Annotated in this window: 20 protein-coding genes; 15 read left to right on the top strand and 5 right to left on the bottom strand. The window is 43.3% G+C overall.

The genetic code is table 11. The features are described 5' to 3' along the window. Positions 1-265 precede the first annotated feature (265 nt). From AC0VYI_RS14360 to AC0VYI_RS14345, 4 genes are read left to right on the top strand one after another with little or no spacing between them, the layout of a single operon-like run. Complete coding sequence (locus AC0VYI_RS14360; protein ID WP_475443698.1) at positions 266-1,837, top strand: ABC transporter substrate-binding protein; 1,572 nt, start codon at positions 266-268, stop codon at positions 1,835-1,837. Continuing rightward, positions 1,834-2,769 (top strand): ABC transporter permease, encoded by a 936-nt coding sequence (locus AC0VYI_RS14355; RefSeq protein WP_475443697.1) that lies wholly within the window; start codon positions 1,834-1,836, stop codon positions 2,767-2,769. The genes AC0VYI_RS14360 and AC0VYI_RS14355 overlap by 4 nt, the downstream gene beginning before the upstream one ends. Beyond that, on the top strand, positions 2,766-3,566 hold the full coding sequence (locus AC0VYI_RS14350; RefSeq protein WP_475443695.1) for an ABC transporter permease: 801 nt from the start codon (positions 2,766-2,768) through the stop codon (positions 3,564-3,566). The genes AC0VYI_RS14355 and AC0VYI_RS14350 overlap by 4 nt, the downstream gene beginning before the upstream one ends. Next, positions 3,563-4,957, top strand: coding sequence for an ABC transporter ATP-binding protein (locus tag AC0VYI_RS14345; RefSeq protein WP_475443693.1), 1,395 nt, complete (start codon positions 3,563-3,565; stop codon positions 4,955-4,957). Before AC0VYI_RS14350 ends, AC0VYI_RS14345 begins: the two co-directional genes overlap by 4 nt. 77 nt (positions 4,958-5,034) lie before the next feature. On the opposite strand, the gene AC0VYI_RS14340 is transcribed toward AC0VYI_RS14345, so the two are convergent. Continuing rightward, positions 5,035-5,832 (bottom strand): nucleoside-specific channel-forming Tsx family protein, encoded by a 798-nt coding sequence (locus AC0VYI_RS14340; RefSeq protein WP_233407540.1) that lies wholly within the window; start codon positions 5,830-5,832, stop codon positions 5,035-5,037. A 413-nt stretch (positions 5,833-6,245) separates the two neighbouring features. Between AC0VYI_RS14340 and AC0VYI_RS14335 the strand changes: the two genes are divergently transcribed. The 3 genes from AC0VYI_RS14335 to AC0VYI_RS14325 all read left to right on the top strand — a co-directional run bounded on the left by AC0VYI_RS14335 (position 6,246) and on the right by AC0VYI_RS14325 (position 11,511). Next, complete coding sequence (locus AC0VYI_RS14335) at positions 6,246-6,491, top strand: hypothetical protein (RefSeq protein ID WP_475443690.1); 246 nt, start codon at positions 6,246-6,248, stop codon at positions 6,489-6,491. Positions 6,492-6,571: 80 nt separating this feature from the next. Further along, on the top strand, positions 6,572-11,065 hold the full coding sequence (locus AC0VYI_RS14330) for a response regulator (protein ID WP_475443689.1): 4,494 nt from the start codon (positions 6,572-6,574) through the stop codon (positions 11,063-11,065). Next, positions 11,065-11,511, top strand: a complete 447-nt coding sequence (locus AC0VYI_RS14325) for a response regulator (protein WP_475443688.1) — start codon at positions 11,065-11,067, stop codon at positions 11,509-11,511. Before AC0VYI_RS14330 ends, AC0VYI_RS14325 begins: the two co-directional genes overlap by 1 nt. Before the next feature lie 96 nt (positions 11,512-11,607). Here the strand turns inward: AC0VYI_RS14325 and leuA are convergent, their stop codons facing one another. After that, positions 11,608-13,296 (bottom strand): 2-isopropylmalate synthase, encoded by a 1,689-nt coding sequence (gene leuA, locus AC0VYI_RS14320; RefSeq protein WP_199474789.1) that lies wholly within the window; start codon positions 13,294-13,296, stop codon positions 11,608-11,610. Between the two features lie 212 nt (positions 13,297-13,508). Between leuA and AC0VYI_RS14315 the strand changes: the two genes are divergently transcribed. Beyond that, positions 13,509-13,982 carry an Lrp/AsnC family transcriptional regulator gene (locus AC0VYI_RS14315; RefSeq protein ID WP_199474790.1) on the top strand — a complete coding sequence of 158 codons (474 nt, stop codon included), beginning with the start codon at positions 13,509-13,511 and terminating at the stop codon, positions 13,980-13,982. Between the two features lie 97 nt (positions 13,983-14,079). After that, positions 14,080-14,685 carry a GTP cyclohydrolase II gene (ribA, locus tag AC0VYI_RS14310; protein WP_199474791.1) on the top strand — a complete coding sequence of 202 codons (606 nt, stop codon included), beginning with the start codon at positions 14,080-14,082 and terminating at the stop codon, positions 14,683-14,685. Positions 14,686-14,823: 138 nt separating this feature from the next. Here ribA and AC0VYI_RS14305 read toward each other — a convergent pair whose 3' ends face one another. Further along, positions 14,824-16,032 carry a DEAD/DEAH box helicase gene (locus AC0VYI_RS14305; protein WP_199474792.1) on the bottom strand — a complete coding sequence of 403 codons (1,209 nt, stop codon included), beginning with the start codon at positions 16,030-16,032 and terminating at the stop codon, positions 14,824-14,826. Between the two features lie 172 nt (positions 16,033-16,204). On the opposite strand from AC0VYI_RS14305, the gene AC0VYI_RS14300 reads away from it, so the two are divergent. Both AC0VYI_RS14300 and AC0VYI_RS14295 read left to right on the top strand, forming a co-directional pair. Beyond that, entirely contained in the window at positions 16,205-16,762 is a 558-nt protein-coding gene (locus tag AC0VYI_RS14300) for a DUF1415 domain-containing protein (RefSeq protein WP_475449824.1), read from the top strand. Between the two features lie 58 nt (positions 16,763-16,820). After that, positions 16,821-17,654, top strand: coding sequence for a CvfB family protein (locus AC0VYI_RS14295; RefSeq protein WP_199474794.1), 834 nt, complete (start codon positions 16,821-16,823; stop codon positions 17,652-17,654). A gap of 36 nt (positions 17,655-17,690) precedes the next feature. Here the strand turns inward: AC0VYI_RS14295 and AC0VYI_RS14290 are convergent, their stop codons facing one another. Further along, positions 17,691-18,635: a ketopantoate reductase family protein gene (locus tag AC0VYI_RS14290; RefSeq protein WP_475443685.1), complete on the bottom strand. Its 945-nt coding sequence runs from the start codon at positions 18,633-18,635 to the stop codon at positions 17,691-17,693. Between the two features lie 85 nt (positions 18,636-18,720). On the opposite strand from AC0VYI_RS14290, the gene AC0VYI_RS14285 reads away from it, so the two are divergent. Beyond that, positions 18,721-19,206, top strand: coding sequence for a YajQ family cyclic di-GMP-binding protein (locus AC0VYI_RS14285; protein ID WP_199474796.1), 486 nt, complete (start codon positions 18,721-18,723; stop codon positions 19,204-19,206). A gap of 59 nt (positions 19,207-19,265) precedes the next feature. Here AC0VYI_RS14285 and AC0VYI_RS14280 read toward each other — a convergent pair whose 3' ends face one another. Next, a complete protein-coding gene (locus tag AC0VYI_RS14280) occupies positions 19,266-19,616 on the bottom strand; it encodes an MGMT family protein (protein ID WP_475443682.1) in 351 nt (116 codons plus the stop codon). 49 nt (positions 19,617-19,665) lie between these two features. Between AC0VYI_RS14280 and AC0VYI_RS14275 the strand changes: the two genes are divergently transcribed. The 3 genes from AC0VYI_RS14275 (at position 19,666) to groL (ending at position 22,270) form a co-directional block, all read left to right on the top strand. Next, positions 19,666-20,145 (top strand): FxsA family protein, encoded by a 480-nt coding sequence (locus AC0VYI_RS14275; RefSeq protein ID WP_199474797.1) that lies wholly within the window; start codon positions 19,666-19,668, stop codon positions 20,143-20,145. 130 nt (positions 20,146-20,275) lie between these two features. Then, positions 20,276-20,566, top strand: coding sequence for a co-chaperone GroES (locus AC0VYI_RS14270; RefSeq protein ID WP_067014631.1), 291 nt, complete (start codon positions 20,276-20,278; stop codon positions 20,564-20,566). A gap of 57 nt (positions 20,567-20,623) precedes the next feature. Further along, positions 20,624-22,270 carry a chaperonin GroEL gene (gene groL, locus AC0VYI_RS14265; protein ID WP_475443680.1) on the top strand — a complete coding sequence of 549 codons (1,647 nt, stop codon included), beginning with the start codon at positions 20,624-20,626 and terminating at the stop codon, positions 22,268-22,270. Positions 22,271-22,663 lie beyond the last annotated feature (393 nt).

Genomic DNA, 22,663 nt, shown 5'->3' with positions numbered 1-22,663 from the left:
CACTTAATAAACAAACCAGTTGACCCACAGTAGTTGGACGATCCAATGACTGGGGGTCTTTTTATGCATCATTTACATGCGGTTTGATGAACAACACGTTTCTTAAAGTATAGTTTTTATAAATATTGTGTAATTAGATTGCATTGAATGGTTGATGCATATTTTAGTTATGATATATCATAACATTTTTAAAAGTGCTTCTAAAGGACTCATTGCCTGCTCTGGGCGATGTAATAACCTATTTTTATAGTAAGGATGATAAATAATGCAAAGTTTCCTACGTCTTTTTGGACGACCGACAGGGTTCTTTTTACTGTTAAGTCTCTTCATCACAATGACTGCTTCTGCGGTAGCCTCCGACAACCCAACACCAACCTCACAAAATACTCTTTCCATCAGTGGTCCATTTGAGTTTACGAGTCTAGATCCCTCCAAAAATGGTTACATCTACACTCGTATGCAAGTGTTAGAAACCTTGTTAGGTGTCGATAATCAAGGTCATTTGATTCCGGAATTAGCCACCCAATGGGAGGTGAGTGATGATGGCCTAGCGTGGCGTTTTACGCTAAGAAAGGGGGTGGTTTTTCATGACGGGCAACCTCTAGATGCGAATGCCGTTGTGAAGAGTTTATCGATCGCCATGGGTAAGCATGGCACTCTAGCAAAGGCACCTATAAGTAACATTCATGCTGTGAGCGAGGACGAAGTTGAGATACAGCTTACTCGACCTTACACCTTATTAGGGGCTGTGTTAGCAAATTACGCTAATAGCATTCTGTCGCCAGATAGCTATGGGAGGAAGGGTAATGTCTTAGCTATGTCAGGTACTGGGCCTTATGAGCTTTTCCAATACGCGCCGCCCCATAAGCTGGTGGTAAAACAGTTTGCTGGTTATTGGGGGAAGAAGGCGAGCATTCCTTTTGCGAGCTATTTGACGGGGCATCGCGCAGAAAGCCGTGTGCTGCAAGCACGAAGTGGTCAGGCAGACATTGTGTTTGGTGTCGATCCGGCAAGCATTCCTATGTTGCAGCGTCTTCCTAACGTGTCTGTATTTGATGATGCTCTGCCACGGACTATTGTTTTAAAGCTAAATAGTGGCTACCCATATCTTAATGATGTCCGTGCTCGACAAGCTCTGAGTTTGGCGATCAATCGTCGCGGCATTGCGAATGCAGTGCTTCGCTCTCCTGGATCACAAACCGAACAGTTATTACCCGCTTCATTTGCCGACTGGCATTTGCCCAATATCAAATCACCTGAGCAGCCATTAGTGAAAGCGCAAGCGTTGTTGGCGTCATTAGGTTGGCATCTGAATAAAGATGGTGTTTTAGAGCGTAATGGTAAGCCTTTTGAGTTGACGTTAATTACTTATGCGGATCGCCCAGAATTGATCACTGTTGCCACTGCCCTCCAAGCTCAGTGGGCGAAAATTGGCGTGAAGTTAAAGGTGAATATGAGTAACTCAAGTGCGATCCCTGCTGGTCATCAAGATGGATCTTTGCAAGTCGCCTTGATGGCGCGTAACTATGGTTTTGTTCCCGATCCGTTAGGGGTGATGTTAAGTGATTATGGCCGCACTGGCGGCGATTGGGGCGCGATGAATTGGAATGACGAATCGGTTGATCGAGACCTTGCAACATTGCAATCTGTAACGGATAAGAAAATTCGCCGCCAATTAGCGCAGCATGTTGCCCAGGTCATTTACCAAGATCGGCCAGTGATTCCTGTGGCATTTTATAAGCAACATACTGCGGTAAATAATCGGGTAAAAGGTTTTCACTTTGATCCTTTCGAGCGTACTTTTTATCTAAATGACATGGTGTTTGTCGCACGATGAAAAAAATATTCTTTCCTCGGCTGTTTCAATTATTGTCCGTGATTTGGGGGGTAGGAACGCTGACTTTTATCTTGATGCGAGCTTTGCCGGGCGACATGGCCTACCGGATCGCCGCTAGTCGTTATGGACAAGATAATGTGAGCAGTGACGCTGCGGATTTGGTTCGTCAGGAACTGAATTTGGATCAAGGAGCCGTTGTTGCGTATTTTTCTTGGCTGAAAGAATTGCTGCAAGGTAACTTAGGGCGCTCTTTAGTCAGTGATGAGCCAGTGTGGCAAATATTACAGCATATGCTAGGACACTCTTTGCTGTTGGCCTCAGTGGCACTGTTCTTATCCTTCTTTATTGCCATTCCCTTAGGTTTATTGGGTGCGACTTTTGGTAAAAAGGTCGATCAGGGTATCGTGGTATTTTCGACGACAATAAGGGCTATGCCAGTGTTTGTGGTGGGGTTAATTTTTATTCTGGTGTTTTCTATTCATTGGAATTGGTTGCCTGTGGCAGGGTTTGGCTCGCCAGAACATATCGTATTGCCTGCGCTAAGCCTGGCTTTTACCTTGGCCGCTATTTCTAATCGTGTCGTGAGAAACGCAGCCATTAAGGCTTTTTACGCGCCTTTTTATCGTTTTGCTCAGATCAAAGGTTTGTCGTCAGGCCGGACTTTTTTGCGTCATGGTGCGCGTCATATTGCCTTACCTGTGGTGGCCTTTTTAGGCATCCAGCTGGTGGGGATGATCGAAGGGATTGTGATGATTGAATCCTTGTTTTCTTGGCCCGGAATTGGTCACGGTTTGGCGCATGCAATTTTTGCCCGTGATATTCCGGTAATTCAAGGTGCCGCCTTGTTAATGGGGATTTTGTTTGTGGTGTTGAATACCTTTGTTGATCTTATTTGTTATCGATTAGATCCACGAGCGAGGGAGCAAGCATGATGGTGTCATTGTTAAAACATGCAACATTAGGCCAAAAATGTGGCGCTCTTCTCTTGCTTGTGTTGTTAGCTTTTGCACTATTCGGGAACGCTCTAGCCCCCAACGATGGTGCTTATCAGGATTTAGATGCCATTCTAGCGCCTCCTAGCGAGACTCATTGGTTAGGAACGGATCACTTTGGTCGCAGTATGGTAGCGCGAATGGCGGATGCGATTCGTTTATCCTTTATGCTAGGGGTGTTGTGTGTTGCAACGTCTTCGATCATTGGCGTATCTCTTGGTGTGTGGGCTGCTTGGTCGGGGAAAAAAGTTGATGCGGTGCTCAATGTTTTTGTGAATATTATACTGGCTTTGCCAGGGCTTGTGATTGTCTTGCTGCTTGCTGCTATTGTTCCAGGGTCGTTTTTTGTTTTGTATTTGGCTATTTCACTGGTGCAATGGGTTGAGTATTTTCGTGTTGTGCGAGCCATTACGAAAACGACAGTAGATTCCCCTGCGATGCAATCTTCTCAGATGATGGGCTTTGGTCGTTGGTATCTGTTTAAACGACACATTTGGCCTGCTATCGCCCCTTCTGTATTCACGCTAGCGACCTTTGGTTGTGCCACGGCCATTTTAACCATGGCGTCTCTGGGTTTTGTGTATGTTGGTATGCAGCCGCCTTTAGCGGAGTTGGGATTGATGATGGTGGAGTTGTTTCCTTATTACTCTGATGCGCCATGGCTGCTCGCTGAACCGCTTATTGCTATCGCTTTGTTGGTGCTGGGTTTTCATTTACTAGGAAGGAAATCATCATGAATCCTCTTATTTCAGTGGATCAACTAAGTGTCTACTCAAAGGCGAGTTGTTTAGTCTCTCCGTTAACTTTTAACTTACATCAAGATCGCCCTTTGACAATCCTTGGCCAAACTGGCTCCGGAAAAAGTTTGTTGGCTCAGGCGATCATGGGGCTTTTGCCGGATTCACTCACAATTAAAGGTAAGGTGAGTATTTTTGCAAAGGCCCTGACGAAGCAAGAATGCCGTGCTATGTGGGGAAAAGAATTAGTGATGTTGCCCCAAGAACCATGGCATGCCCTTGATCCATTAATGACTAGTCTGAGACAGGTCCGTGATGTATATCAATGGGTTGTGGGCCAAACAGAACACACCGCAAACAGTAGTGCAATGAAAGCATTGACGTCTCTTGGTTTGGACAAGAGCGCGGATAAGCTGCCAGGTGAATTATCGGGTGGTATGGCCCAGCGCCTAGCGATTGTTGCCGCGACAGCGGGTGGTGCTTCATTGATCCTAGCTGACGAACCGACGAAAGGGTTGGACGTTAGTCGCCGGGAAGAGGTCATTCGTCTTCTACAGGATAAATCACAAGGGGGCGGTTTATTAACCATTACCCATGATGTTCATGTTGCTAAACAACTGGGTGGCGACATCATGGTGATCAAAGAAGGGCAACTGGTGGAGTCGGGTACAGTCGAGCAGGTGCTTTCTAATCCACAAGCTGAATACACTAAATTATTATTGCAGGCTCAGCCGAGTGAGTGGCCTATAGTAGATCGTGACCCGAGCTATTTTGCTAAGTCCGATAGGATAATGCAGACAGAGGCGCTTCGCCTAGTACGTGGCGGTAAAACGATTATTGAGGATTTGTCGTTTACTATCGCAAAAGGCGAAGTGGTGGGCGTGGTAGGTGATAGTGGCTGCGGTAAGAGCTCATTAGGTGATGCGTTGCTTGGGCTGCTGCCATTAGAGGCTGGATCTATTGAGCGTTTTGACAAAAAAGCAAAACCACATCAATGGCTGAAGTTGTATCAAGATCCTCCGTCAGCCTTTACTGGGAGTGTTTCGCTGGCGACGTTATTAGATGACTTAGTTAGTTTGCATGGGGTAGATCAAGCGCGAATTAGACCGCTTATGACTCGATTGAGCCTGTCGCAAGAAATATTAGAGCGGACTTGTCTTGAGGTGTCTGGAGGAGAATTGCAGCGCTTTGCGATTCTTCGAGCTTTGTTGCTAGACCCTGTCTTTTTATTTGCGGATGAGCCAACGTCACGATTGGATCCGATCACAGCAAAAGAAGTGACCATGTTGTTGGTGGAATTAGCAAGGGAGCAAGACTGTAGTGTGCTATTAGTGAGTCATGATCCTGATATGATTCGACACACTTGTGATCAGGTAATTGACTTGTCTTAGTGAATGGGCTGACTTCGTTGCAAAAAAATCCCCGTCTCGTGCGGGGATTTTTATGTATAAACGAATAAAACGGCGTCTTAGAATTTATAAGATACGTCGATATATTGACCAAATCCGGTAGACTTAAGGGCATCAGAGTTTTTAATGCCGTATACGTTATTGAAGTATTTCAAACCGTAACCTACTGCATAACGCTTAGAATGCCAGTAAATACCGTTGAAGTTATCAAACCCTGTACTTGAGGTTGCATAGCCTTTGTCTGTTTTCATGCCGAATTGGTAATCAAAGTAACCTTGGTAGGCGATAAAAGAGCCATTATCAAACGTCATGAAGGGTTTGAACCAGTTTGCGGATAATTGGTAACCATTCCAATCTTGGCGATGGTCTGTGCTATCGTAAAGAGCGTATAGATTTACCCCAGTCTTACCTAGCCAAGGGATTTCGATATCGGAGCCTAAACCAATGAAGTTGTTATTTACTGCATATTTACCAGAACCACCATCCATACTGAATAGTGTTGCAATGTAAAGCTCTTTCACAGGACCAAAAGACAGGTCTTTGCCAGTAATTGCATCCAAAGAGAAACGCGGTGCAATTTTCAAGAAGAGTTTATCTTGACCGTATTTGTCGCTGCTTGTGCTGTTAGTCAGGTTGAATACATCAATGTACCCGTAAAGATCAACAATGCCTGAACGTCCACCAAATTCCATTTCCATATAGTCATGGCTGTTTTTGCCTGGTAACTCTTTTGACGCATACATCAGGTTGAACTGCTTCCAAGAGTAGTCATTTTTATGAATATTATCAGAGTAATCAGCGGCAAGAGTTGTCGTAGCTGCGGCAGCTAACCCTAGTCCTAAAAGTAATTTACGCATTAGCGTCTCCATGGGTGCAATAGTGAGCAGTGTTTAAAATGTGACCAATTAGTCAGTATTATGACTAAAATGCGAATCTTACATGATTTTTTTTTGATTACAATGGATTTTTAATGAAGAAAATGTGTGCACCTAAATGGTTCATTTATGAGTTCTCTTGCACCAAGTGAGCGTTATAATCAATTGTGAAATTTTATTAACTTTCAATGTGTTAACTGTTTTGGTTGACATCATAAGGTCTTCTGAAATATTGCTGTGCACAACCAGTAAAGAAGAAAGAGTGGTAACAAGTGGGCCATAGTAGAAGGCTAGCTATCCTATATAAGAGAGTAATAAAGAGGCATGTGTTTTATTTATAGAGGGGGTATGGTCTAATTTTGACTTATCACATTCTCTTTGACTAAGCAGGAATTATGTCTTTGAAATTACCCCTTATTGTAATGACCTCCGCCCTTGTTTTTTCCTCTTCTAGTGTGTTTGCTACGAAAGATGACTGCACTCCGAAATTAAATCTATACTTGCAAGGTATCTATGACACGGTGAGTTCTAAATATGTATCTGAAAGACAAAAAGAAGTTGCTCAGAAAATTTTAGAAAAAGTGAAAGCGAATCGTGACAAGATGGGGGATTGTGCCTTGTTGGATAAGCTGCTGCCCTAGGGAGTGGGTTGTTAAGGAGCAATAAGCTCACCTTATACTGATTTGCTGTAAAGCTACATTATGAAAAGGTATTTTTATTTATGTTAGGTTCTTTGACTGCTTTACAGCAAATAGACAGTGCCAAACAGTCGTTAATTGCGACTCTTTCTGTTGTCGATAGGCTGTTTGCTTGCTCTTATACTGGGTTAATTTTTCAGGATGATTGCTTACTGTCTAGTGAGCAAAATAAAGAGCATTTTTTGTCGCTCGCCCAGCCAATTCGTCATCATTTCACGGTGGATCGTTTAGCCATCGAAAAAATCGTCGACATAGAGGATTTGCCTGGTTTTCTACAGCATGCATCGTTAATACAGTTTTTAACTCAAGGCTCTGTGTTAATAGAGCGGGTTTGTTTAGGCAATCAGACAAGTTTCCTATTGTGTATTGTGAGTCTGGATACTTCTTTATCATTCGATCAAGCATTTTTCGATTCACTTTCCTCCATTGTGAGTATTTTTACGGGCCTACTGAACAATCAAACTGTCGGCAAACCGACTTCTTCGTTCAATAAGAGAGATCAAGGCGCTATTTCTCTGGCTCATAATGAGCATGACTATATCACTTTATGCAATATGTCTCCTGACTTTCTCGCCGCTTATGATAACGATCTAAAGTGTGTATATGCTAACAAAGCCCATGAAAGAGTTTTAAAAAAACGAAGTTTTGATGTTGTCGGTCTAACTGTTAAAGAGTTGATGGGGGAGGGTTGTTACCAGTTTATTGAAGGGATAGTATCGGATGCCTTGGCGGGTAATGAATCGAATTTTGAATATAGTTCCTATCATGGTTTTAATAAAGAAAAGGTCACTATTAAAGTTAAAATAGTGCCTCGCTATATAAAAAATAAACAGGATGGTTTTTATTTATTCTCTCAAAATATTACAGTATTAAGGCGTACACAGACGACGTTAAGAGCGCTGCACAGTGTTACGAATAATGAGTCGTTGTCTACGGATGAAAAAATACAGAAAATGTTGGAGATAGGGTGCGAACAATATGCTTTGCCCCTTGGTGTTGTGAGCCATGTTGAAGGGGGAAAGTACACGATACAGTATTGCCAATCTCCTAATAATAAACTGTCGGCTGGCATGGTGTTTGATTTGCAAGAAACCTACTGTGTATATGCGCTTAATAGTGAGGAGCCAACATATTTTCATAATAATAAAAAACACATTAAACCGCCTTCTTATTATCAATATTTCGTTTTAGAAGCCTACATAGGTATTGTTATTAGGGTTGGTGGTGAGGTATGGGGAACGTTAAATTTTTCTAGCACTTATCCTAAAGATGTACCTTACGAAGAGGATGAGATCGAACTGATCAAATTATTAGGACAATGGATAGGCTATGAGATCTACAGAAACCGAGCGCTTGAAAGCCTAAAAGAGTCAGAATATCGCAATCGCCTATTATTGGATTCTCTCCAGGAAGGGGTGCTGGGCTTAGACTCTGATGGTAATATCTCTTTTGCCAATTCAGCAGCCTGTCGCTTAACTCAGTACAGTCAACATGAGTTGTTGGGTCAACACCACCATGCCTTTTTACATCATACCGCTCCCGATGGGACGCCCAATTTAGTAGAAAATTGTTCCGTCCGAAATACGTTAGAAACAGGGGTAAGCTCCCATTCAGACAATGAATTTATTTGGGGGAAGCAGGGGCCTTTTGCTGTCGAGTTCAGTTGTGTTTCTTTAAAAAGAAATGATCATGAAGTTGGTGGGGCGGTGATTACTTTTCAGGATAAGACAAAACAAATAGAGTCGGAAACCGTTATTTTAGAACAGAAGCTAATTTTCGAATCTTTGTTTATGGATGCTCCTACAGCGATTGCTTTCTATGATAATACAAGAACCATTCGGATGATAAACCCTGCTTTTTCTAGGCTGTTTGGCTATTTGGAAGAGGAGATTATTGGCTGTTCAACGCGCCAGCTTTATGCGAAGGAAGAGGATTTTATTTGGCTTGGCCAATTCTATAAAAAAAAGGCTGAACGGCCTAAAATTTATGTGGATTATAAAGACAAATATGGCCGTATTTTTGCCTCTGAAACCTTTGGTAGTTCTCTTAAAAAGACAGATGGTAGTTTAAATGGCTACATTGTTCATATCAATGATATTACGGAAAGAATTAAGTCTGAGAATGAAGTGTTGACAGTGAATCAGCGTTTTTCTCTGGCGGCTAATTCTGCTGGCATCGGCGTCTGGTCCTGGGACACACGCACCAATGAAGTCATCTGGGATGATTGGATGTTGAAAATATTTGGCTTTAATAAAGGTGATGATATTGACCCCTTTTTGGGTTGGCTGAATTTGATGCACCCAGATGATGCACCGTTACTTTACCATTCACTTGGTGAGTCCTATCGAAAAAAAGAAAATTTAGATACGGACTTTCGTATTATTCGGCTTGATGGTCAAATTCGCTATATAAAGGCAACAGGCATAATTGAATACGATAAAAAAGGCATTGTTTCTCGTATTACTGGCGTGAACTTTGATATTACCTCTCGCAAAGAGGCGGAAGAGGTATTAAAGAAAGCCAGCCATCAAGCGCAAATGGCGAATCAGGCAAAAAGTGATTTTCTTGCGACAATGAGTCATGAGATCAGGACCCCTTTAAATGGCATTCTTGGGGTGACTGAGTTGTTGCAATCTTCCTATCTGACGGATGAGCAGCGAATGCAAGTGGATATTCTTCGGGAGTCTGGAGAAAGCTTGCTAAGGCTTATCAATGACATATTGGATTTCTCTAAAATAGAGTCCGGTCAGTTGACCATGGAGAAAGTGGAATTTGACTTAGAAAAGAAAATTTTTTCTGTCATTAGCTTGCTGTTGATCAAAGCGGAAGAAAAGGGGGTTGATCTTCTGGTTGAGTATCCTGTACAGATGCCAAAGCATTTTATTGGTGACTCATTTCGCATGCGTCAAATTCTGGTTAACTTGATTAGTAATGCCGTGAAATTCACTCATGAAGGTCAGGTAGTGGTGCGCGTTTCATGTGAGTCAAATCAACAGGGTAATGTGAATGTCTCTATTGAAGTGCAAGATACGGGGATTGGCATTCCTGATGGGGCTCAAGCGTCTCTATTTAAGGCGTTTACTCAAGCGGACACCTCAACCACGCGCCGTTTTGGTGGGACCGGATTAGGGTTGGCAATCACAAAACAATTGGTTGAGTTAATGGATGGCTCGATAGAGCTGGAAAGTAAAGAAGGAGTTGGTTCTACTTTTGTGGTACATGTGCCTTTGGTGGAAAGTTACGCGATTCATAAAGCGGAAGAGACAGTGCTCCCTTTGTCTTTGGTGGGGCGGAGTAAAATATTGCTTGTTGACGACAATGTGTCAAATTTGGCGATTCTATCTAATCAGTTAAGAGAGTTAGGCATGGCATGTGATGCGGAGCGCAATGCTAACTTGGCGTTTGATAAATGGTTCGATGCTTATCGTAGTCAGCGCCCTTACGACGCCATCATTTTGGATTATCAAATGCCAGATTTGGATGGATTGGATTTATGCCGTTTGATTCGCGAGCACAGTAAGCAAATGCATTCCCCGGTGATATTAATGTCTACATCAGCAGGTCGCCTCAGTCAGAATGAATTGACTGAGGCTGGCGTGAATGTGTGCTTAACAAAACCACTTAACGTGAGAGTATTATGTGAAGGACTTACCTTGGCGCTGAACAGTACCGTTTTGGGTAAACAATTTTCCTATTGGGACGTGACAAGCAGTAAGGATCCGCTGCCGACTGTTACAAAGCAATATATTGGCCGAGTATTGGTGGTAGAGGATATGGCCGCCAATAGAGTCGTTGCTCGAGGTATGCTCAAGAAGTTGGGTGTCGAGATCATCGAGGCTGAAAATGGGGAAGTGGGTGTTGCAAAATGGCACTCTGAACGTCCAGACTTAATTTTGATGGATTTACATATGCCGGTGATGGATGGTTTTTCTGCTATGCGAGCAATTCGCCAGGCTGAAAAGGGGCGGGTGTCTAAACGTGTCCCTATATACGCTTTAACGGCAGATGCGATGGTGGAAAGATCTAGTGAAGTCTATCAAGCTGGCGGCGATGGTTTCATTGCGAAGCCGTTTAAACAAGCTGATCTAGAAGTTGTTTTGATAAAGCATTTATTACTTAAGACTTCATCGAATGCAAGGGTGAGGTCCGAGACGGAACAGCTCGACCACTTAGTCTCAGTGCCGTGTATTGACATAAATATGCTAATGGAGCTAAAAAGCCTTTTGGGGGAGGATTTGCAAATACTTATTGATACCTTCTATGAAGACTCTCTTTCCATTATTAATCTATTAAAACGCCATCGTCTTTCTCCGGATTTAAATGCTCTGCATTCTGCCAGTCATAGTATGAAATCCATTGCGATGAATGTGGGGGCTAAGCGCTTGTCAAGCTTGGCGGCTCGTTTAGAGGCAGATTCGAAGCGAGGAGTGGAAGATAATATTGTCGAGCTAATTGATCTTATAGTAGAAGAGTACAGTGCGTTTTGTTCTGAGTTAAAACATCTGGTTAGTGTGTAATGAAAGTATTGATTGCAGATGATACCAATACGGATCGATTGTTGCTCAAGCTACACTTGTCTAAATTGGGCCATCATATTATTGAAGCCTCAAATGGTATTGAAGCGATAGAACAATATATTCTCCATGAAAATGATATTGATTTGATATTAATAGACGCTCAGATGCCGCAATTAAACGGCTTTGAGGCGGTGAAAGAAATTCGCCAAATTGAGCAAGAGCAAGAGCGAGAGTTGGAGTGGGTGCCAGTCATTTTCCTGAGTGCAAGTGCTGAAATGGAAGATGTGGAAAAAAGCATTTCAGTAGGGGGGGATGATTACCTAATCAAACCGGTTCAACAGAAAGTTTTATTGGCCAAAACGCTTACCATGCAACGTATTGCCGCTATGCGACGAAGGTTGATTGCGCTTGATGCTAGGTTGGCAACACAAGCGTCAGATCGCTGACGAGCGGTGTCCAAAGTCCAAGGGAATAAAAAAACCGAAAGTCGCGGGAGTGACTTTCGGTTTTTTTATCAAAGAAGAAAGGGTTAACTGGATAAGTTAAGCCACGGCTTCTTGTTTGCTTTGAGTCGACTTTTGGTTGACTGTTGCAAGTAATGCTTGGATAGAAGCGGATACAATGTCGTTGTCGATGGCAACCCCATTAAAGCGATCACCATCAATGTTGGTTTGAACATAGGCAATGGCTTGCGAATCACTGCCCACTGTTAAGGCATGCTCTTGATATTGGATAATATCGACTCGAACATTAAAGTGTTTGCCTAGGGCTTCAGCAAAGGCCGATAACGCACCATTGCCTTTTCCTGAAATGTTTATCTTGCTACCAGCACCGATAAGTTCGGCATGAATGGTGTCTACTTCGTCTTTGCTATGATCATACTTGCCTAGCTTATATGGCGTTGTTCCTGTCATAAAATGTGTTTCGAACAAGTCTTTCATGGATTCTGCGTCTACTACGCCGCCATCTTGTTCTGCATATTGTTGAATAATTGGGCTGAACTCTACCTGTAACCAGCGCGGCAAAGCTAGACCATATTCTTGCTCTAAGGTATAAGCCACACCACCTTTACCTGATTGGCTGTTAACACGAATAACTTCTTGATAGCTACGGCCCACATCGCGTGGATCAATGGGTAAATAAGCCACATCCCAAGGTTTGTCATCAGTCTGATTCGCCAAGCATTTTTTGATGGCATCTTGGTGAGAGCCGGAAAACGCGGTAAACACTAATTCACCTGCGTAAGGGTGACGAGGGTGAACCTGTAGCAAGGTACATGCTTGAACTACACTAATGATGCGATCCATGTCGCCAAGTGCTAACTCAGGGTCAACCCCTTGGCTATAGATGTTCATTGCCATGGTGACGATATCCATATTGCCTGTGCGCTCGCCATTGCCTAATAAGGTTCCCTCGATGCGGTCTGCCCCGGCCATCACGCCAAGCTCTGCAGCGGCCACACCACAGCCTCGGTCATTGTGTGTGTGTAGACTAACGATCATGCAGTCACGTTTTTTCACGTGACGACAGAAGTATTCAATTTGATCGGCGTAACGATTTGGTGTGGATACCTCTACTGTCGCAGGAAGGTTGATGATAATTTTACGCTCTGGCGTGGGTTGCCATACCTCGGTAACCGCATCAACGACTTCTACCGCATAGTCAATTTCTGTTCCTGTGAAACTCTCAGGAGAATATTGAAATACCCACTCTGTTTCAGGGTATTTTTCGGCGTGTTCCTTAACGCATTTCGCTCCATTAACGGCGATTTGTTTGATGCCTTCCTTATCCAAGCGGAATACTTGTTCGCGTTGTGTTGTGGACGTTGAGTTGTACACATGGACGATGGCTTTTTTGGCCCCTTTTAGTGACTCATAGGTGCGAGCAATTAGCTCAGGACGCGCTTGCGTTAGCACTTGAATGTAGACATCGTCAGGCACTTGATCTTCTTCGATTAACCAACGAACGAAGTCAAAATCCAGCTGAGACGCCGCCGGAAAGCCCACTTCTATTTCTTTAAAGCCCACATCAACAAGCAGGGCAAAGAACTGTTTCTTTTGTTCCACTGTCATAGGTTCAACCAACGCTTGGTTGCCATCACGCAGGTCTACGCTTGACCAAATCGGCGCCTTGGTAATGACTTTATCTGGCCAAGTGCGGTTTTCAATGGCAACCGGCGTAAACGGTTTGTATTTTCTGTGATTAAACGTTGTATGGTCAAAAGACGACATGATCTTGTCCTTATAAATGGGAGGTCGATAAACCTCGTTTATTAATGCGTCTTGTATAGGCGCTTGTTTTGTTGTGTGCATATTTGTTTTTTCAGTATGACTATCATAGCGAAAAAACTTGAGTAAAAGATTGCGTTTTTCACTAGAAAAAACAATAATTTTGGCATTATATTGCTAAATTTTCCGAAAACGAAGCAAAAGGTGGGTGTAAGATGCGATTTGATAAAATTGATTTGAGTATTTTGCGAGAGTTGCAGCAAGATTCTAGCTTAACCAATCAAGAGTTAGCCGATCGTGTTGGCTTGTCAGCTTCACCTTGTTTGCGACGCGTAAAGGCGCTTGAAGAGAGTGGTGTTATCGACCGCAAAGTGACTTTATTAAAGCGATCCAGTTTAGGGTTAAAATTAACGGCTTTTTTGCAAATTAGTATGGATCGACATACGCCAGATCGATTTAGTGTGTTTGAGGAACAGGTAGATCTCTTTCCGGAAGTAAAAAATTGCAATTTGGTGACTGGGCAAAATTGTGATTACTTGTTAGAAGTCGTCGTGGAAGACATGGAAAAATACCATGATTTTTTATTGGGCAAGCTCACGCGCATTCCAGGAGTGACGGGTGTACAGTCAAGTTTTCTATTGCGTAGCGTAAAAGAGAGCACGGCCCTGCCATTGAATCATATCATTTAGCAGGGTATTTCCTCATTTAGTGTTGATATTTATGCTTTTGACCAAATTAATGGACGTTATAATTGGCAAAGTTAAAAATCCCTAGTAGAGAAAGATTATGAGTAAATTGACGGAGAAGCGGCGAGTTGTCATTCCTGTCCGTGCAGGTGATGTGATGGCTGAGTTCATCTCATTTGATGGTGATGATTCTGGTAAAGAACATATAGGGATTTTCTTTGAAGGAAAAAGCAGTGAGAAGAACGACATTCCGTTAGTGCGCTTGCATTCCGAGTGTTTAACGGGAGATGTATTTGGGTCGGGTCGTTGTGATTGTGGTGAGCAACTTGATGAAGCCATTGATCGCATCAATCAAGAAGGAGGGTACATTTTATATTTACGCCAAGAAGGGCGTGGTATTGGGCTGTACTCAAAGCTTGATGCGTATGCATTGCAGGATCAAGGTTATGATACCTATCAGGCTAATGAAATGCTTCATTTACCTGAGGATGGTCGAGATTTCGGTGTCGCCGCTGAAATGCTTAAAGCCGTTGGTGTAACCAAATTGCGTTTATTAACGAATAATCCAGATAAAGCAAAGCAATTGATAGAGCACGGTATTGATGTGGTGGAGTTGGTTCCGACAAAAGTGCATATGAATCAGCATAACCGACAATATTTAGAGACAAAAGCCAAGCGCAAGCATCATACGCTTAAGTTTGACTGATGACTCTTTGTTTTATTAGTTTTAGTGAAGTTATAAAGACCATTGTTGGCGTTTCAATGAGCTAGGCGGGTATTCCGCCTAGTCATATCCATATCGATACTACGTTTGAAAGTTTGAGTGTCTCTTAGATTTGGTGTATTACTTTTTAGTAGTGGTTGTTTTTTTCTTTTTCTTTGGCTTATTGCTTGGTGAGCGTGTTTTAGTTTTGGGTTCTAAACCTTCAATGCGGCCGAATTTGATATTGGCTTGCATAAATCGCTGAATTTTTTCAATCATCGGCAGGTCGTTGATGTCAATCAGGGAGTAGCATTCCCCTGGGGCGCCTTCTCGTGAAGCACGGCCAGCACGATGAATGTAGGAGTCTGCTTTACGCGCCAGCCTTAAGTTAATAACGGTGTTGATTTCGGGAAGATCGATGCCTCGTGAGGCCACATCCGTTGCGACCAGAACCTGTAATCGGCCACGTTTCATTTGTTTTAAGTGTTCGCTGCGATCCCCTTGTTTCATTTCTCCATGTAAGCCATCGCACATGAGCCCCATGTTGCGAATACGTTGTACCCATACATCCACGTGTTCACGATTGGCGACAAAGACAACCGCTTGTTTGACACGTTCTTGAGTTAATAGGTGTTTTAAAACGGCTTCTTTATGGGCGTCGTCATCGACACGGTAAGCAATTTGGCGAATTTGTGTTGGCACAGTGCGAGCGGACTCACCCAGGCGCAATTGTTGGGTATCGTCGTCGAGTAGGGCGCTGGCAAAGCGTCCCATTTTTTCACCTTCTAATGTGGCGGAAAACATTAGGGTCTGGTGTTCTTTTGGTAACTCTTTCGCAATGCGGTTAATGGCATCAACAAAGCCCATATCTAACATTCGATCAGCTTCATCGATGACAAAATAAGAGACATCGCTTAAATCAAGCCACTGCTTTTCGTCTAATTCAACCAGTCGACCTGGGGTTGCCACTAAAATGTCGCAAGGTTCACTTAGTTGCTGCTGCTGCATGCCGTAAGGCGTGCCGCCAATAATCAATTGAGAGGCAATGCGAGTGTGTTGTGTTAGTTGTTGCACAACATTAAAAATCTGCCGTGCCAATTCTCGGCTAGGCGCGAGAATCAACACTTTTGGCGCAGTGGTTGACTGTTCATCACGGTCAAGAATGTGTTGAATGGCAGGAGCACAAAATGCAATAGTTTTCCCTGTTCCTGTTGGTGCCGTTGCCAATAGATCGGATCCATCTAACGCAATGGGTATGGCTTGTTCTTGTATCGGTGTAGGGGACTCAAACCCCAAGTCGCTAATGGCTTGCTCTATGGTGAAATCAAGATCTAATTCAGCAAATGACATGTAAACTCTCTGTTGCGAGGAAAAAAGGTACGCCATTCATTCTATTTGCGCACAATTAGTCAATCATACCTTGTTTTATGGGCTTTCGAAATCGAAACATGCTGGGATTATCTATACCCTCTGGGGCGTTTGCTCTAGAATGGAGAAAACATTAGCAAGAAATAAGAGTGGTATGCAGCTGTCTGATGAATTGGTCACAACCCAGACCATGAAATGGGTAAAAAATTTCATCGTTGACTTGAATATTTGCCCTTTCGCTAAACGAGAAGTGGAGCGTGAGTCGGTTCGTTTTGTGGTACTTCGTTCCAAAAAGACGCAAGTGGCTCTTGAGGAGTTAATGGCTGAAGTGCAATGGTTGGATGAGCACCCTGAAACGGAAACGACTTTATTGGTGTTTCCGACGCTGTTTAGTGATTTTTACCGTTATCTGGACTTTGTTGATCTGGCAGAAAACCTGATGTTTGAGCAAGAATGTGAAGGGGTGTATCAATTGGCCACTTTTCATCCTGATTATTGTTTTTCTGGCACAGAACCCAATGATGTGTCGAATTATACTAACCGCTCACCTTATCCAATGCTGCATTTGTTGCGAGAAGCAAGCGTTGATAAGGCCATCGGTTTTTATGGGGATACGGATGTCATTCCAGAACAGAATATAGAAAAGATGGATGAGCTTGGCAAAGACAAGCTGGAAGCTATTTTATCCGCTTGTATGAAAACAAGCGATTAGCGCTGCCTTTTTCATGGGTAATTAATGGTAGCGTGCAAAATGAATAATAGGAAAAAATATGACGACACAAGTAGGGCGTTTAAATACGTTAAAAGTAGTCAAAGAGAAAGAGTTTGGAATGTATTTAGACGCCGATCAGTTGGGGGAAATCTTATTACCCAAGCGCTATATTCCTAAAGGGTTGAAAGTGGGTGAAGAAGTTGAGGTGTTGGTTTATCTAGATTCTGACGATGAGCTTATCGCCACGACTGAAACACCTAAAGTGCAAGTGGGGGAATTTGCGGCGCTAACCTGTGTTGCAGTCAATCAAGTCGGTGCTTTCTTTGATTGGGGGCTGCCAAAAGATTTGTTGGTGCCATTTAGTCAGCAAAAAAATCGAGTGGAAGAAGGCGAAACACACCTCCTGTTTGTCTATCTAGATCAACTGACTAATCGCATTGTCGCGACGACCAAGGTTGATGCTTTGCTGAATCGTGAAGAGGCGCCTTATCGTACGGGCGATCAGGTATCTATTATCATTGGGGATAAAACCAATATTGGTTTTAAGTGCATTATTGATAATCGTTTCTGGGGGGTCTTGTTTTTTCAAGATGCCTTTCGTCAATTACGTAAAGGTGAGAAAACCACCGCTTTTATTAAGCGTGTTCGTGAAGACGGAAAGATTGACTTGAGCTTGCAAGAAGTTGGTTATAAGAAAGTCCGTAACATCTTAGACGATATTATGGACTACTTAGAGGCGCAAGGGGGTGAGATGGCCTTAACGGATAAAGCCTCTCCCGAAGCGATCTATGCTGTTTTTAAAGTAAGTAAAGCCACTTACAAAAAAGCGCTTGGTGCGCTTTATAAAGATCAGAAAATTGTGCTCAGTAAAGAAAAGGTTACGAAAAAATAGCCTGTTGAGATGAGTTATATACCCATTGAAAAGCTCCTAAGCAATGCTCAGGAGCTTTTTTTTCGTTTCTTCCCGTTGTTCTGGGTTGTTAATGGCTTGATAAAGCATTTCTTGGATAGGAAGTGAATGATTGCTCGTCGCAGCGAGGTAGCCAGAAATATACTCGTTTTCTGTTGGTCGATTTAAGCGAATGTCTTCGTGCATTGAAGAACGATTTAAATGGGTGAGCTTGGCGACCGTGGTGATCCGATTCGTCATATTGGTTTGGGTAAGATGTTGGCTGTGTTGGTAATATTCGAATTTAGGGTTGGTGAAAAAATCAGAAAGTTCTTTTATAGTCGCTTTTAACAGCGGCGAATATTCATCGTTTAAAACATCGCCGTTTTGGATGGCAAATAGGGCCGTAATAGGGTTAATCACTGCATTGATTGCTAGCTTTTCAAGTAATCTTTGATGGATGTTAGCTACGCCTAGCTCTTCAAGGTGAAAGCTTTGTTTATCTGCTTGCTGGTTCCATAAGCCGAAAAAGGTATCGCCTTTTCCCGTATGCTTTACTTTATTGCTACTGAGTTTTAATGCGCCTTCGCTGGTCGTGCCAGCCCATAATGTTTGCGTACTTTTTATTTGTGCAGCCAACTCTTGTTGGGCACCCATGCCATTGCATAAGCAGCAAATATCGGCATCGTCAGTTAAATGCTCTTGTACTTGTTGGTACGCCGAAACAAGGTCAAAGGCTTTAGTGCAAAAAATAACTTTGTCATATTGTTTGGTGAGGTTGTCAGGGGAAAAAGATTTGATTTTATAATCGACAAGTTTGCCATTAGGGTACTCTGGGTCCGCCTGATCATCAAGGGTAATGGCATTACCCGTTTTTTCAGATCGGTAAACTAAATGGACTGTCTGATCTAAGTGTTTTAGTTTGCATGTCACCAGCATACCTATGGCGCCAGCGCCAACGACAAGCCAAGGAGTTGTTTTCATAGTCATCGTTCCATTAGGTGTTTTATTTCAATCCCTGTTATTATCGCGCCAAACTTTATCATTGAAAATGCTAAGGAGCATAAAAATGCCATCATTTGACGTTGTTTCCGAGCTGGATTGGCACGAAGTGACCAATGCTGTTGACCAAGCAAACAGAGAGATAACTACACGCTATGATTTTAAAGGTGTAAAAGCAAGCTATGAGATCAAAGATAAAAGCAGTGTCGTGATGGAGGCAGAAGCAGAGCCTCAGCTACGTCAAATGGCGGATATTTTGAATCAAAAGCTGGTTAATCGTGGTATTGATTTGAAAAGCTTGGAAAAAGAGGAAGTTGTGAAAGGGAATTTGCGTGCGTCGCAAGCCGTTAAAATGAAAGAGGGCTTGGAAACAGACGAAGCGAAGAAAATTGTGAAAATGATCAAAGAGAGCAAAATCAAAGTTCAAGCACAGATTCAAGGCGATCAATTGCGTGTGACAGGTAAAAAGCGTGACGACCTCCAACAGGTGATGGCGCTATTGCGTGGTGCGGATTTGAATCAGCCGGTGCAGTTTACCAACTTCCGTGACTAGGGGGAGTTGTAGAAAAGTTGAATCGTCGGCAAGTGCCTAATTGTTTGGTCTTGCTGACGCTATTTTCTGTTGCTGGTCTTGTTTAGGCTTTTTTTGGAGCTTGTGTTGTCATTATGCGCTAACTTTGTGCCGACAATAAGCCAACCTTCCAGCTCTAGTCTCTTTCTTTGTCTAAGATAGCCGTCAGTGTTTTCAGCAAAACTGATGCGCCGTTGAGCATTGACAACTCTATGCCAAGGCAGCTTGGTGTCCTTGGGTAAGTTTTTCATTAATTGGCCGACTTGTCGCGCATAACCGGGAAAACCAGCAAGTTTTGCCAATTCTCCGTAAGCAATGCATTCTCCTTTAGGGATTTCGCTCAATATAAGCAAGACTTGAGATTTAAATCTGTCTATTGGTTGATTCGTCACGTTTAGTCCTTAGATATGGGGTATAGCAATAATATTTAAGAAGGTATATATGAGACTTGCACTTTTGCTCTTTATTCTCGTGCCCATAATTGAAATGACCGTTCTAATCAAAGTGGGTAGTCATATCGGTGCGTTAGCAACCATTGGTTTGGTGCTTCTAACGGCTATTTTAGGTGTGACCATCATTCGTAAGCAAGGCCTTGAAACCGCTCTTAAAGCTCAGGAAAAAATGGCGCGTGGTGAACTGCCAGCTTCTGAGGTTGCAGAAGGTATTATGCTGATCTTCGCGGGCTTATGCTTAATGATGCCAGGGTTTATAACGGATGCCATTGGTGGTTTGTTGTTGATTCCACCGCTGCGTCGCTTGTTTGCAGCGGGGTTGGTCGTCAACTTTATTGCCTCTATGGTAAAAAAAGGTTCTAGGTGGACATCCTATAGTCGTTATGACTATCACGCTCAAGGAGAGACGATTGATGGTGAGTATTCGAAAGAATCTAAAAATGACAATGACTTAATTGATAAAAAATAATTTATCGGAAGGGTTGAAATCTGTTTACCTAGCCGTATATAGGACTTTGTTAAAGATTCCTACTCTGTATGCAGTAGGGTAATCCAGCCAGGGGAGTCCTGGTATTGTTTTTAATTGGAGAGATTGATCAATGAATATTCGTCCTTTGCACGATCGTGTCGTTGTTCGACGTAAAGAAGAAGAAACAACAACTGCATCTGGTATCGTTCTACCTGGATCTGCGACAGAAAAGCCTACTCAAGGCGAGGTTTTGGCTGTTGGCACTGGCCGTATTCAATCAAATGGTGATGTGCGCGCTCTGGCTGTTAAAGTCGGTGATACTGTTTTGTTTGGCCAATACTCAGGTCAAACGGTTAAGATCGAGGGCGAAGAACTGCTTATCATGAAGGAAGACGAAATCTACGGCATTATTGAAGCCTAAGTCGTCCTGCAGTTTTATTACGATTCATAGCATTTACAACAGTTAAGGTATAAAAAAATGGCAGCTAAAGAAGTTAAATTTGGAGACAGCGCCCGTCAGCAAATGCTGAAAGGTGTGAACGTTCTTGCAGATGCAGTAAAAGTAACCTTAGGGCCTAAAGGTCGTAACGTTGTTATTGAAAAATCTTTCGGTTCGCCTCTTGTTACTAAAGATGGTGTAACAGTGGCGAAAGAAATCGAGCTGGATAACAAGTTCGAAAACATGGGCGCTCAAATGGTGAAGGAAGTTGCTTCCCAAGCCAATGATGTGGCAGGTGACGGTACAACAACTGCAACCGTTCTTGCACAAGCGATCGTTTCTGAAGGTCTTAAAGCCGTTGCCGCTGGTCGCAACCCAATGGATCTTAAGCGTGGTATCGACCAAGCAGCAGGTGCTGTGGTAAAAGAACTTGCGGCGCTATCTACACCTTGTAAAGACAATCGTGCTGTTGAGCAAGTGGGTACTATCTCTGCCAACTCTGATGCATCTGTCGGTAAAATCATTGCTGAAGCAATGGATCGCGTTGGTAAAGAAGGCGTAATCACTGTAGAAGAAGGTTCAGGCTTTGAAGATGAGCTTGCAGTGGTTGAAGGTATGCAATTTGACCGCGGTTACTTATCTCCTTACTTCATCAACAATCAAGAAACTATGAGTGCGGAGCTTGAAAACCCATTCATTCTTCTTGTTGATAAGAAAATCTCTAACATCCGCGATTTGCTACCAGTATTGGAAGGCGTTGCCAAAGCGTCTCGCCCACTATTGATCATTGCTGAAGATGTTGAAGGTGAAGCATTAGCCACTCTAGTTGTGAACACAATGCGTGGTATTGTTAAAGTGGCTGCGGCTAAAGCGCCTGGTTTTGGTGATCGTCGTAAAGCGATGTTGGAAGATATCGCTATCCTAACGGGTGCGACAGTGATTTCCGAAGAAGTTGGCATGACCCTAGAAGGTGCTACTTTAGAGCAACTAGGTACCGCTAAACGTGTTACTTTGACAAAAGAAAGCACAACCATTGTCGATGGTGCTGGTCAAGCGGCTAACATTTCAAGCCGTGTTGAGCAAATCCGTGCAGAAATCGCGAACTCTTCTTCTGATTACGACAAAGAAAAACTTCAAGAGCGTGTTGCTAAATTGGCCGGTGGCGTTGCAGTGATCAAGATCGGTGCGGCAACTGAAGTGGCAATGAAAGAGAAGAAAGCTCGTGTAGATGACGCTCTTCATGCAACTCGTGCAGCGGTTGAAGAAGGTGTGGTTGCTGGTGGTGGTGTTGCTCTTGTTCGCGCACTAACGAAAGTAATTAACCTTAAAGGCGACAACGAAGATCAAAACGTGGGTATTTCTCTAGCTCTTCGTGCGATGGAAGCCCCAATGCGTCAAATCGTAACTAATGCTGGTGCAGAAGCCTCTGTTGTTGTAGATAAAGTGAAACAAGGCGAAGGTAACTACGGTTACAATGCGGCGACGGGTGAGTACGGCGATATGCTGGAAATGGGTATTCTAGATCCTGCGAAAGTAACTCGCTCTGCGCTTCAAGCAGCCGCTTCTGTTGCAGGTCTAATGATTACTACTGAAGCAATGATTGCAGATCTTCCTAAGGACGATGGTCCTTCTATGCCTGATATGGGTGGCATGGGCGGAATGGGTGGCATGGGCGGCATGATGTAGTGCGACGAGAGTCGCGGAGGTAGCTAGCCTCGCGGGCTACGACGTCAGTAGATACTAACATATGTTGGTATCTACTCCCAACCCGCAATAAATAGCGTTTATAAAATCCCGATGTTCGGGCGTTAAACCCCGAGCATCGGACTCTCTAATGAGAGAATTATGCTTGGGCGTTTATCGCCGATTGAAAGCCAAGTTCGCAAAGTGAACCCGAACTTATTAAAAAGACTGCTGGGTAATTTTGACCGAGTCATTTTCATAAGTATGAGCCCCGACCTGTTCGGTTCTCATTCATTTCAAAGACATGCTGATATATCTCCGCAATTTAACGGGATTTATAGAGGCAGGTATCATCGTGGTATTTTATTACCTATGCTAGCTATCGCTTGCGCGTAA

It is taken from the genome of Marinomonas sp. 63XJN7_9_ISO-PGPR-S23-217 (genome assembly GCF_056173515.1).
Note: the sequence above shows the minus strand (reverse complement) of the source record. Positions and strands in the feature narration are given on the sequence as shown.